The sequence below is a fragment of the Roseiflexus castenholzii DSM 13941 genome, from assembly GCF_000017805.1.
GTDB lineage: Bacteria > Chloroflexota > Chloroflexia > Chloroflexales > Roseiflexaceae > Roseiflexus > Roseiflexus castenholzii.
In genome coordinates this window covers 708,300-720,872 of sequence record NC_009767.1, presented here as the reverse complement: position 1 = coordinate 720,872, position 12,573 = coordinate 708,300, and the positions used below count along the sequence as shown (strand labels likewise).

Genomic DNA, 12,573 nt, shown 5'->3' with positions numbered 1-12,573 from the left:
CGTGTGGCCGGGCAGGCGACGGCAATGCCTTCGCCTGCCCGACGCCTGAGGAGATCGTGTTCCCATGCAGCCAATGCTTTCCCTCAACAATGTCGAGGTCATCTACAACGATGTCGTCCTCGTCCTCAAAGGGTTATCGCTCAACGTGCCGGAAAGGAGCATCGTCGCGCTCCTTGGCTCGAACGGCGCCGGTAAGAGCACGACACTCAAGGCGATTTCCGGTCTGCTCAAGCCGGAAAATGGCGCGGTGACCGATGGCGAGATACGTTTCCTCGGTCAACCAATCCACAAAAAGGATGCCGCCGAGATTGTGCGGATGGGCATCTTCCAGGTGCTGGAAGGGCGGCGCGTTTTCGAGCACCTGACAGTCGAAGAGAACCTGCGCGCCGGGGCATACACCCGCAGCCTGCGCGGCTTCGATCAGGACCTGGAGCTGGTCTACACATATTTTCCCCGCCTGAAGGAACGACGGAAACAGGTTGCGGGCTTTCTCAGCGGCGGCGAGCAGCAGATGCTCGCCATCGGTCGGGCGCTGATGGCGCATCCTCAGTTGATTCTGCTTGATGAACCATCGTTAGGACTGGCGCCGCTCCTTGTCGAAGAGATTTTTCGGATCATCAGACAGATCAACAGAGAACGCCAGACGACAATCCTGCTGGTGGAACAGAATGCGCGACTCGCGCTTGAGGTCGCAGGCTACGCCTATATCATGGAAAACGGTCGGATTGTGCTCGAAGGATCGCCCGCCGACCTGAAAGACAACCCGGATGTGCGCGAGTTCTACCTGGGTCTCAACGAAGTCGGTCGGCGCAAGAGTTACCGTGAAGTCAAGACGTATAAGCGCCGAAAACGCTGGCTTTCTTAGCGCCGGGGACAATCTATGGATATCGGTGCGTTTTACGCGGGATTCGACCAACGGGTGCGCGACATAGTCGCCTACGGCTACGACCGCTCTCCGGCGTTTCGACGCCGCATGGAGGCTGCCGGTCTGACGCCGGACGACATTCAGACGACGGCGGACCTCGCCAGGCTGCCGATTCTGCGGAAAGAGCAGCTGGTAGAGATTCATCGCCAGGGTCCGGGGTTGGGCGGCATGCTCACCGTGCCGCTTTCCGCCCTGCGGCGGATCTTTCAGTCACCGGGACCGATCTACGACCCGGAGCCGGACGAGCCGGATTCGTGGCGCTGGGCGCCAGCCTTTCGCGCTGCCGGGTTCGCTCCTGGCGACATCGTGCTGAACTGTTTTGGGTATCATCTGACTCCTGCCGGGGTCATGTTCGAAGAAGGCGCGCGGGCAATCGGCTGCACCGTCATTCCTGCCGGGATCGGCAATCAGGCGCAGCAAATCGACGCAATGGCGCACCTTGGCGTCACGGCATACGCCGGATTGCCCAGTTACTTGAAAGCGTTGCTGGAGCGCGCCACGGAACAGGGGCACGATCCACGTTCCTGGACCCTCAACAAAGCCTTCGTCGCGGCTGAGCCGCTGCCCCCTTCGCTGCGGGCGCTCTTCGAGGAACAGTACGGCATTCTGGTCTACGACGGCTACGGCGCCGCCGAAACCGGCAACCTGGGGTACAACGGTCCAGAACGACAGGGATGGCATCTGCCGGATGATGCGCTGGTTCAGATTTGTGATCTGAACACCGGAGCACCACTGCCCCCTGGTCAGACTGGCGATGTCGTCGTGACACTGTTTCGCCGCGATTATATTCTGGTGCGCTTCGCCGTCGGCGATCTGTCGGCGCTGATGGAACCGGGGACGCCGACGATCATCTCGACGCCGCGCCTGGTCGGATGGCTTGGTCGCAGCGGCGACAGCGTGAAGGTGCGCGGTCTCTTCGTCCATCCCCGGCACGTCGAAGAAGCCATTCGCACGCTTCAGGGAGTTGCTGCGTATCAGGCGGTCGTCGTCCGTGAGCATCACCGCGACGACATGATCTGTCGGATTGTGCCAACGGCGGATGCTGATGCAACGTCGCTGCGGCAGTCTGCCGAACAGGCGTTGTACGACGCGCTCAAGATCCACTGCCGCGTCGAGATTGTGCTTTCCCTGCCCGAAGGCGCAAAACCGTTCGTCGATGAGCGCCGGTGGGAGTGAGGGTGAGGGCGGAGAACGTCGCGCCGCACATCTGACCTCTCCTCGCCCCTGGAATATCGCATCGACGGCAAGATCGTGCGCAACGACGCCTCATTCGAGAAAGACGATATCCTCGGGCGCTACGGCGCGATCCCCTTTATCGGCAATGTGCGTGAACTGCTGGGGGCGGAGTGGAGCGAGATAGACGGGTAAGAGGCGCGTCTCACTGCTGCATGCGGTTGACTCGAACGAGTTGTCCTCGCAAGGAATGCAACGAGATCCCCAACTTATGAATGCAATGAGCAAGAACCACGCACGGCGGGCAGTTCCAGCACGCTCAGACGCGATAGGCGTTGTGCGCTAAACATCCATCATCACACCTCCCTGGCATGCAAACGCTGTACTTTGTCGATGAACTGCGGCGTGACACGCCATTATCGCCGCATGCTCCGGCGTATTCCTGCCATCTGCACGGGTCGTCATGCCCGCGTGTCAGCGCCAATCGCCTGGTCACGCCGAGAGTTTCAAGAAAAGGAAATGAGAGAATCATAAAGATGGTGCAGGCTACGATGCCTTCCGCGCGGCGCTGATTGCATCGCTGCCTGTCAGACGAAGTACGGTGGGAAAATAGTAGCCTTGTAGACGCGCAACCCGCCGGTGATACCGCCCGCACGGCAGCGGCGCGCGGACAATCGTCGGCGATGTGATGTGGACCATTGATGCAACAGGGACGGTATCGTTGAGGTGTCGTGTCTATCGTCGTGCGGCTGGGGGATGGCTTGCGCAACGTCATCGATCCGCGCTTGTGCAGCGGTCGTAACCGGTGTGAAGTGGCGCGGCAGCCTGAAGCGGCGCAGAAATGGCAGATGCAGCGCCCGCTTCAGGTTGCCTGGTGAGTCATAATTGCCTCTTACCGGATCACCAGCGGCAGATGCACCAACTGAACCTGATCGCTGCCGATGGCGCCCCCCGCGCTTATCTGGTACACCCCACCGCTTATAAAGTGAAATGCTGATTCCCGCACTTGCGTCTCTCAATCAACCGTGATCATCCTGCCGTCCCCAATTTGTCGAGGGTCTGACGCAGCGTGGCGATAACGCTGTCGGCGGCGCTCGCCGAAAAGACGGCGCGGATGCCTGCGCTGATCTGCACGGATTCACCGGTGCGCAGACTGGCAATCAGCCGCGCCCCAGGCGGTTCCACACTTCGGGGGAATGCGCCGGTCAGACGGAATGAGCGATTTGCGCCGGGCGCTCTGGAAGCCATCGCGGTACGCATAAGCAATCCACTGCGCCAGCATCGCCTGCGTACCGCGCGTCTGCTGGTCTGCGGGAGCGCCTGCCATGCGCGCTGGAAGACCGAGAGGGTCGCCGGGTGAAACGGGCAGCACCCCTCAAAGCACACGCGCAGATAATCGCGCGCCTTCGCTTCAGTGACAGAAGTGATAGAGCATGGTCAGGGTGTGCGTCTTGCCGCCGCCGAACTGCGTGATGAGTGTCAGCACCGGCGCCGTCTGATCGGTGAACCCGGCGGACGGTGCAGCACCATGGCACAGTGGTCGCGCAGCGCGCGTGTCCAGCAGGCGCAGGCAAAGAACCTGGAGCGCATCCCAGCTTTTGCGTCCAGCCGACCGGCAGGTGGCGAAATGCGGTCGAGCCAGGCGACGCTTCGATCATCGCGTCGTCCTTCCTCCGCCGCTCACTGTCAATTTCGTGCCGTTCGTCAAACAACGCAACCTGCGCTGGCTCAGGTTCAGTGAAGACGCCCGCTTCGATCTTGATACGGTTCTCACCCTCAATCGTCAGCCGGAGAATCAATGCCTTGCTCAGATAGAATCGGCGAGCGCAGAGATGAAATGACCAGCATTATCGCGGAATCGCTGCTAAAGACTCACCGGTTGATTGTGGGCGGCGGTTGACCAATCCGCATCCTGTCCGATTCACGGCAACAAGGCTGGCTCGACATTGGACTCTTCCCACTCACCTCTCACCACGTGCCACACCGTTTGAGAGCGCGCAGAGCAGACGACATCATTGACAGCAGGATCACGGCAGGATACAATCGGCAGGAGCGCAGATGACGCAGGATCATCGTCGGCATTCCGTCATCGTTTCTCGAGGGGGAGTAGACGGAATATTTCCGTGTATGGAAAGTTTAACTACACACGCAACCTAATCAGGATAGCGGCCGGAATCTGTCTGACTGCACGGCTGAGATTGACCTGGTGAAACGATGTTCCAGGGCTGCGTCTACGGTTGGCGCAGAAGCCGATCTGGCGCGTTTGGATGAGCCGGTCGCACAACAAGATCTGAAGAAGTTACGCTGGCTGGCGGAAAACTTCGAAGCCATCAGATCTGAGACATAAAGTGGTGGAATGCTCGATTGCCTGGACCAGCCGCAATAGACCGACGGTTCGTGAATGTCATTGCGATCCAGAATCGAGTGAGGCGTTCACCTCTCTCAGTTCGGCGACGATGTTCCATAATCGTCTCTATCCGAGAGCATAGTTTCCGATCAAGCGCCGAGCATAACTTTTGATCATGCGCTCACGATAATGAAATAAAGCGATGAAAGAACAACAACTTCTTGAACGTATTACGCTCAATCCCAAGGTGATGGCAGGGAAACCTGTTATTAGGGGAACGCGACTGACAGTAGAATATATCCTTAATTTGCTGGCTCATGGCGCAACTATTTCCGAAATTTTGGAAGAATACAACGGGCTGACTCATGAAGACATTCAAGCGTGTCTGCTGTTTGCTACGAAAGCCTTGGCGAGCACGTCGTTTATGCCGTTAGGGGAATCTGCTTGAATGCGCTTTCTTGTTGATGAATGCACGGGTCCAGCAGTAGTGCGCTGGTTACACGAACAGCAGCACGACGTTTTCTCGGTGTACGATGAGGCCCGCGGCATGGACGACGATGATGTGATTGCGAAAGCGTACAGTGAGAATTGGATTTTGATCACGAATGACAAAGACTTCGGCGAGGAAGTATACCGGGAGAAACGTCTGCATAGAGGTGTTGTGCTTTTGCGCCTTGAAGATGAACGAGCGGCGAGTAAAATTGCCGTCCTTCAGCGTTTGCTTGGAGGCTACGCTGAACAATTGGCAGACCGATTCGTTGTGGTTACGGAAAGACAGGTGCGTTTTGCTCAATGAGCGTAAGAGCCCACGTGACCAGTGTTCTCCACCGAAAGATCTTCTTCTCGATGCGTCTGGCTCGCCTGATGAAGAGATTGCCCGCCGCGCTTCAGGCGCGTGCCTGCGCCGCAGCACACGCCCGGCGCAGCGCCTGTTTAGCCGCATGCTTCGTTAGATCGATCCGCTCCTCGCGGGCAAACGCCCAGAGCGCGTGTCTTCGTGGTCGAGCAGCGCTTGATCCATCCCGTCGGACGCACTCCAGCGCCGCGTTCTCTGCACCAGGAGCGTGTGGAACGTTGCCCGGACCGGACCCATCGCCACCTGGAGCATGGCGCGATTGATCGTCCTGTCGCGGAAGCGACGCCAAACGTGAACCACACATGTTGATGAGTGCGAACAAATCTGCGCCCCATGCGCCAAACGTGGCTCACCGATCAGCAACCTCCAGGAAGTTGCGCCCGAGGCGACTCCAGCAGCGCTGATGACGGGGCGGGGCGAGGGCCGCAGGCGCGAACTTTGCCAATCGATGTCCCATTATGCCGTCTCACGAAGCGGTTGAGCGAGGGAGAGACGCTCCGCCAGCCACGGGCGGATGTCTGCCTCCTGCCACCGACTCTTCCGCAAACTGCTCACAAGTAATACCAATTACCTGTAAACATCCGGCATTGTCACCCCGAGCAGAGCGAGGGGTCTTGCGCGAACCCGCTCGGAATGACAAGAATGCGGCATCTTCAATCGTAATTGGTATAAGCGGACGTGTCGCGGCAGACACTGACGCAGGTGCGCGACCGTCCCCCCGCCGCGCACCTGCGCCCGCAGCGTCGCCACACTCGGATCCACTAGCCATCAGCCGCAGCCACCCCGCCAACCGCACTGCAAGGCGCGCGCGCCGACTCGAGATTTGCTTGCGCGCTACGAATGTTGGCAGCAGTGGCATTGCCCTTGCTGACCTTCGCCAGTTGAATCTCGGCAGCCTGAAGCGACAGTTGCGCCTGGCGAATATCCAGTTCCGATGCGCCTTCCCCGCGCGCGGCTGCCAGGCGCGCTTCAGCCGATTTCAGATTTGCCTCCGCCTGCGCCAGTTGCAATTCCAGTTCCGTTGTGTCCAGGCGCGCCAGCGACTGCCCGGCGCGCACGACATCGCCAACTTCGACCAGCACCTCAGCGACTTCGCCCGATGCGACAAAGACCACATCGAGTGCGCGCGCCGGTTGCACCGAACCGCTGCCGCTGACCGTTTCCGTCAGCGTTTCCCGCAACACCGGCGCCGTTGCCGCCGGGACGGGAGCAACCGTTGTGGCGCGCCATGCGATCCCGCCGATGCCGACAAGAATCAGCAACAGCAACACAATCCAGAGCATCCGGCGTCGAGACAGCCGCTGCCGCTGAACGCCGCCTGCATGTGGAACAGAAGATGTCGCCTGCATATCCAGCCTTTCTATTATCGATTTCTCTGGCACGACTGTAGCAAATGATTCTTCAGAAAATGCGAAGGCAGGATGAATCATCGAGTCATGCGCCGTTCCGTACCAATCTCTTGCGGGCGCCCACCAGGTGCGCCCCGTCTCTACCTGTGCCGTTCACCTCTGCGACCACAGAGTCACAGAGGGCACAGAGAAGCACGTGATGCGCCCCGTCTCTACCTGTGCCGTTCACCTCTGCGACCACAGAGTCACAGAGGGCACAGAGAAGCACGTGATGCGCCCCTCCGAACGTTGTGCCCTCAACCTTTCCTGCCAGGAATCTTGAGGTCGGGCGGCATCTCTAAAGCAAGCGCGATCCCTTCCAACGGTCATACCAATGACCTGTGACCATCCGGCATGGTCACCCCGAGCAGCGCGAGGAGTCGGGCGCGACCCGCTCAGATTCCTCGCTGCGTTTACCCTGAGCGAAGCGAAGGGCTCGGAATGACACGCATGCGGCATCTTCAATCGTCATTGGTATCACGTGTACTGATGAAGGGCAGATACATGGCGGAGACCTCAAGGGTCGGATACGTCTTTCACCTTCGCGCTTGCAGCCTGCCCTCTGCTCACCCCTCTCGCCTTCCCTCACAGGGGTCGATTTTTGCTCGCGTTGCACCGTCACCTCCCCGCAGAGTTGCGAGTCAACTTCTTCGTTTCTAAAAACCTCGACACCTGAGAATCTCGTCTTCTCCCCTTTTGCTTCTCTCCTCTCGCCTCGCGCCCTGCGCCTCGTGCCTTGCTTCACCTTCCTACGTGCAACACGCAACCCGTCTACTCCCGGGTGCGCGGGCGTCCCCGTGCGCCATCCCACGTGCAATGCGCGACCTGCAATATACTGACGGGCGCGCCCCTGCCTTCAACCTGCTCCCTTCTTTCCTCTTGTAATTTACAACTCCTCTTTCCCTAACTATCTCATTTCAAACAAAATAACACTCTGACGTAAGCAATTACACTTTTCACGAGCATGAGCGCTCTCTTTCCCTTTTTAGCGCGTCATGTCTCAAAAAAGGTGTTGACTTTATTCATGCGTGTGGTAGAATAACGCCGATTGAGGGGGAACGATACGATCATTTCCACTCACCCGCAACTTGCACTGACACCCGCTGCTTCAGCAGGAAGGAACGCTCATGGCGGAGCCAGAAACTCTTTTGCAGCTAGGGATCGAAGCGGCGCGCGAAGGGAACCGTGAGGAAGCGCGCAATCTGTTCAGTCTGCTTACCCGCCAGGAGCCTGATAACGTGCAGGCATGGCTATGGCTCGCAGGGGTCGCCGAGGGACCGGAACAACGGCGCGCGGCGCTCGAGCGTGTCATTGCACTCGATCCGAACAATGAGATGGCGATCAAGGGGTTGCAGGCAATGGGGGCGCCGTTGCCAAAGCGCGAGAGCGAACGCCCAACCGAAGCGCCGCCTTCGCCGCCGCCTGCATCTGAGGCGCAGGCAAAACCCGCATCGCCAATGACCGATGAAGAGAAGTTTGCCGCCGAACTCGACAGCGCCTTCGACGACTACGATGCGCTGCCGCGCGCCACGCCGCCGCCGCGCGCTGACACGCCGCCGGAAGACGCCGGGAAACTGCCGCCGATGCCGCCGCGTTCATCGCCAACTCCGCCGCGTTCATCGCCAACTCCACCGCGTTCATCACCTGCGCGCGCGCGCGACGAGGACGAAGAGGAGGAGCCGGCGCGTCGCGGTCCAAGCCCGCTCCTCTGGATTCTCCTCGGCGTTATTGCGCTGGTGTTGATCGTGTTCTTGATCATTCAACTCTTCTTCCCTCCAGGCGGCGGACCCGCGCCAACGCCGCCCACACAGGTCGTTGAGCAGCCCACAACGGCACCGGGCGCGGGAGGTGAAGCTGCCACGCCCGAAGGGGGGGCGGTTCCGCCTGTTGCTGAGGTAACGCCGCAACCTTCCGAAGCAACACCAGAGACGACCCCGGGTGTGGAACCGACCGTAGCACCGCCAACCGAGCAACCCACCCCAGAACCGGCGCCTGTCACACCGCCCGAGCAGGCGCAGCCGGCGCCGGCGGCAATTGGAACGATCCTCCAGGCGGACGGCTGGAACTATACCTATCCGAACCAGTTGTACGCGCTGTCGCTCGGTCCGAAGGTCGGCAATTTTACTGCTGAGCAAGGCACATTCCTGCACGTGCTCGTGTTCGTTGCGAACAATACGGGCACAAATCAACCCCTGCCACGCGACTTCTTTGTGCTCAAGGACGCGCAGGGGCGGGTCTATCAAGCGCGCCCGGAGGTGTCGAGCGCAGCCGTGCGCCCCGGTGTTAATGCTGATGTCGGGCACGAAACACCCATTCCCGCTAACGGGTTGACAACCAGCGTCTACCTGGTGTTCGACGTGGCGCCGGGCGCGACCGATCTGATGCTATTTGCCCGCAATAAGCCGGATCAGGGGTTCATCGTGATCGGGAGAGTGCCATAACGAGGCGAGGGGTGAGAGGTGAGAGGGGAGAGGCGAGGGGCGAGGGGAATAGCGTAGCGCGAGATTTATCTCGCATTTGTGGAGGGGCGAGCGGCGAGAGGGGCGAGGTGAGAGAGTCCCGACCAAGGCGTAGCGCGAGATTTATCTCGCATTTGGGGAGAGGCGAGAGGCGAGAGGCGAGAGGGTCTCGACCAAGGCGTAGCGCGAGATGTATCTCGCATTGGTGGCAAGGCGTGAGGTGAGAGGGGAGAGGCGAGGGGCAAGAGGCGTGAGGCAAGAGGGTCCCGACCATGGCGTAGCGCGAGATGTATCTCGCATTGGTGGCAAGGCGTGAGGTGAGAGGGGAGAGGCGAGGGGCAAGAGGCGTGAGGCAAGAGGGTCCCGACCATGGCGTAGCGCGAGATGTATCTCGCATTGGTGGAGAGGCAAGAGGCGAGAGGGGCGAGGTGAGAGGGTCCCGACCATGGCGTAGCGCGAGATGTATCTCGCATTTGGGGAGGGGCGAGCGGCGAGAGGGGCGAGGTGAGAGAGTCCCGACCAAGGCGTAGCGCGAGATGTATCTCGCATTTGGGGAGGGGCGAGCGGCGAGAGGGGCGAGGTGAGAGAGTCCCGACCATGGCGTAGCGCGAGATGTATCTCGCATTTGGGGAGGGGCGAGCGGCGAGAGGGGCGAGGTGAGAGAGTCCCGACCAAGGCGTAGCGCGAGATGTATCTCGCATTGGTGGCAAGGCGTGAGGCGAGAGGTGAGAGGCGAGGGGCAAGAGGCAAGAGGCAAGAGGCAAGAGGGTCCCGACCAAGGCGTAGCGCGAGATGTATCTCGCATTGGTGGCAAGGCGTGAGGCGAGAGGTGAGAGGCGAGGGGCAAGAGGCAAGAGGCGAGGGGCAAGAGGCGGCCCGACCAAGGCGTAGCGCGAGATGTATCTCGCATTGGTGAAGAAGGGCAAGAGGCGAGAGGCAAGAGGCAAGAGGCGAGAGGCAAGAGGCGGCCCGACCATGGCGTAGCGCGAGATGTATCTCGCATTGGTGGAGAGGCAAGAGGCGAGAGGGGAGAGGGGAGAGGGGAGAGGGGAAAGGTGGGGAAAGGTTAAGCGTGTCATCTATCCTTCGTGCGCTTTCGTGTTCTTCGTGGATGCGCCGTCCGCACCGGTGGCGCGCCCACGCGCACGGTGCACATTCAACACGAGAAAATAACCGGTAGGGGCGCGCTATGGGCAGGTCTGCTTCGGCAGGCTCAGCGCCCATGCGCCAGGTGCAGGTCTTGCGTTGCACGTAGGAAGGGACAGGTGAAAGACGCGAAGAGTACAGATGGGCAGGTTTTTCTAAACTCCTAACCTCTAACCCCTGACTCCGGTTCTCATATGACATTGAACAATCTTGCCTATGTTGATCGTCTTGTGATTGGCGTTGGCTCCGACAGGCTCAGCCAACGCCAGCCCCTGCACATCCTTGATTGTCCAGGTTCAGGTTGATCGCTCTATCAGTTCTCGGTTCTCAGTTCTCGATCCCCCTCTCAGCCCCAGACTATGAGCGACACTCCACGCAACCCGCTCTCCCCCGCTGCCGTGCGCTCGCTCTTGAACGCAGCAACGCGGTTGCGTCAACAGGGCGACATACGGCGCGCGCGGATATTGTTACGCGCCCTGGCAACACAGCACCCCAACAACCCATGGGTGTGGCGCGCGCTCGCTGATGTCGCCGAGAATGAACAGGAACGCCGCGCCGCATTGCGTCGCATCGTCGCCCTTGTGCGATCTACGGCAACGCCTGGAGCAGCGCCTGCCGAACCATCTTCGACGATGGCACAACCGCCTCCCCCCGCCTCGTCATCAGCGTCTGTCGCGTCTATGCCTGCTACACAACCCGGTGCAGCGCCACGTGATTCGGCAACTGCGCCAACCGCCTCACTGCCGCCTTCGCCTCCCGCCTTACCATCATCACCGGGAGCGCCGCGCATTACACCGCCAGCCCCAGCATCCCTTTCCACAGCGTCGGCAGGTGCATCCTCTGCACCTGCTGAGCGGACGATACCGCCTCAACCAACGCCAACCGCGCCACTTTCTTTCAGCAGATACAATTGGATCGGCATTGCAGCAATCGGTGCGTCGCTGCTGATCGTCGCAGCGCTCCTGACGAATGCACGTTTTCCAGGTGGAGCGATCCGTCCGACGTCAACGCTGATTTTGGCAACGCCAGAACCGGTTGGCGGACCGGCATCCTCCACGCCTTCGCCCAACCTTCCGGCATCTTCGCTAACGACCGTTCCCGCAACGCCAGCCGCACTGCGTGAGTCGCCCGTTGCGACGATTGCGCCTACCGGCGCACCCTCTCCTCCAGCAACCCTGACACCTTTGCCCACCTCCACACCGCTGCCGACGCTCCCGGTGGGGACGGTCATTCTGCGGGATGCCTGGACATTGACGTTGTTACGACCCGATCACACACTTGTTCTCAACGGCGCGATTGGATCGCGGCAGCCGGATGGGCGCTTCGTTCTGGCGCTCGTGGCAGTGGGGAATGGCGGCGACGCAGCCATTCCCGCGCCACCCGAACTGTTCGTGCTGATCGACGATCAGGGCAACCGCTACCTTCCCGAACCTGCTCTCTCGACGTTATACCTGGAAACATTCGGGCGCGGCAGGTATGGCGACTTCAGCCTCGATGAAGCCATTCCCCCCCGAATCGGACAGGTGAGCGTGCCGGTGATCTTTGATGTGCCCGTTGGGGCGCGTGGTCTGACATTACACCTGGGCGATTCGGTTGCCGGATGGCCCGTCCTGGGACTGCCATGATCGCGCACGTCCTTATTTCGTGTCTCTTGTCCCTCGCCTCGTGCCTCGCTGCACCTTTTCACCTGCCGGTTGAACCACAGAGGCACAGAGGACGAAGAGAACGTGGAACACCCGTTGCAATCTCAACCTTTTACCCCAAAGACCCTTGAGTCGGGCGGCGTCTCTGGAGCAATCACGATTCCTTCCCGCCGGGAAAGCTGATTGGCGGGTGTGGGCAAGCGGTTCGCTTGCTCCTGCGAACCTTCCCAGGTTCAGCGTGCACCATGCAATGTGGCTCACCGCTCACCGCTCCCCTCTCTCGCCTCTCCCCAAATGCGAGATACATCTCGCGCTACGCCTTGGTCGGGACTCTCTCACCTCTCACCTCTCGCCGCTCGCCGCTCTCAACTCTCGCCTCTCCACAAATGCGAGATAAATCTCGCGCTACGCTATTCCCCTCGCCCCTCCACAAATGCGAGATACATCTCGCGCTACGCCATGGTCGGGCCGCCTCTTGCCTCTCGCCTCTTGCCTCTCCACCAATGCGAGATACATCTCGCGCTACGCCTTGGTCGGGACTCTCTCACCTCGCCTCTCTCACAACTCTCCCCAAATGCGAGATACATCTCGCGCTACGCCTTGGTCGGGCCGCCTCTTGCCTCTCGCCTCTTGCCT

At 60.4% G+C, this 12,573-nt stretch carries 11 protein-coding genes; 8 read left to right on the top strand and 3 right to left on the bottom strand.

What is annotated here, in order from left to right; genetic code table 11:
• The first annotated feature begins 64 nt into the window (after positions 1-64).
• From RCAS_RS02795 to RCAS_RS24780, 3 genes are all read left to right on the top strand, one after another.
• A complete protein-coding gene (locus RCAS_RS02795; protein ID WP_012119102.1) occupies positions 65-865 on the top strand; it encodes an ABC transporter ATP-binding protein in 801 nt (266 codons plus the stop codon).
• Between the two features lie 15 nt (positions 866-880).
• A complete protein-coding gene (locus tag RCAS_RS02790) occupies positions 881-2,101 on the top strand; it encodes a phenylacetate--CoA ligase family protein (RefSeq protein WP_012119101.1) in 1,221 nt (406 codons plus the stop codon).
• A gap of 728 nt (positions 2,102-2,829) precedes the next feature.
• Positions 2,830-2,976, top strand: coding sequence for a hypothetical protein (locus RCAS_RS24780; protein WP_157042519.1), 147 nt, complete (start codon positions 2,830-2,832; stop codon positions 2,974-2,976).
• Positions 2,977-3,127: 151 nt separating this feature from the next.
• Here the strand turns inward: RCAS_RS24780 and RCAS_RS24775 are convergent, their stop codons facing one another.
• Positions 3,128-3,358, bottom strand: coding sequence for a hypothetical protein (locus tag RCAS_RS24775; protein WP_041330150.1), 231 nt, complete (start codon positions 3,356-3,358; stop codon positions 3,128-3,130).
• Positions 3,359-3,512: 154 nt separating this feature from the next.
• Here RCAS_RS24775 and RCAS_RS24770 point away from each other — a divergent pair, with 154 nt between their 5' ends.
• From RCAS_RS24770 to RCAS_RS02770, 3 genes are all read left to right on the top strand, one after another.
• Positions 3,513-3,839, top strand: a complete 327-nt coding sequence (locus tag RCAS_RS24770; protein ID WP_157042518.1) for a hypothetical protein — start codon at positions 3,513-3,515, stop codon at positions 3,837-3,839.
• 808 nt (positions 3,840-4,647) lie between these two features.
• Positions 4,648-4,893 carry a DUF433 domain-containing protein gene (locus tag RCAS_RS02775; protein WP_012119099.1) on the top strand — a complete coding sequence of 82 codons (246 nt, stop codon included), beginning with the start codon at positions 4,648-4,650 and terminating at the stop codon, positions 4,891-4,893.
• A complete protein-coding gene (locus tag RCAS_RS02770) occupies positions 4,894-5,241 on the top strand; it encodes a DUF5615 family PIN-like protein (RefSeq protein WP_012119098.1) in 348 nt (115 codons plus the stop codon).
• Positions 5,242-5,394: 153 nt separating this feature from the next.
• Here the strand turns inward: RCAS_RS02770 and RCAS_RS02765 are convergent, their stop codons facing one another.
• Both RCAS_RS02765 and RCAS_RS23140 read right to left on the bottom strand, forming a co-directional pair.
• Positions 5,395-5,601 (bottom strand): hypothetical protein, encoded by a 207-nt coding sequence (locus tag RCAS_RS02765; RefSeq protein ID WP_157042517.1) that lies wholly within the window; start codon positions 5,599-5,601, stop codon positions 5,395-5,397.
• 461 nt (positions 5,602-6,062) lie between these two features.
• Positions 6,063-6,650 (bottom strand): efflux RND transporter periplasmic adaptor subunit, encoded by a 588-nt coding sequence (locus tag RCAS_RS23140; protein ID WP_198135989.1) that lies wholly within the window; start codon positions 6,648-6,650, stop codon positions 6,063-6,065.
• A 1,166-nt stretch (positions 6,651-7,816) separates the two neighbouring features.
• Between RCAS_RS23140 and RCAS_RS02755 the strand changes: the two genes are divergently transcribed.
• Together RCAS_RS02755 and RCAS_RS02750 are read left to right on the top strand one after the other, a co-directional pair.
• A complete protein-coding gene (locus tag RCAS_RS02755) occupies positions 7,817-9,130 on the top strand; it encodes a tetratricopeptide repeat protein (RefSeq protein WP_012119095.1) in 1,314 nt (437 codons plus the stop codon).
• Between the two features lie 1,523 nt (positions 9,131-10,653).
• Positions 10,654-11,919: a tetratricopeptide repeat protein gene (locus tag RCAS_RS02750; RefSeq protein WP_012119094.1), complete on the top strand. Its 1,266-nt coding sequence runs from the start codon at positions 10,654-10,656 to the stop codon at positions 11,917-11,919.
• Positions 11,920-12,573 lie beyond the last annotated feature (654 nt).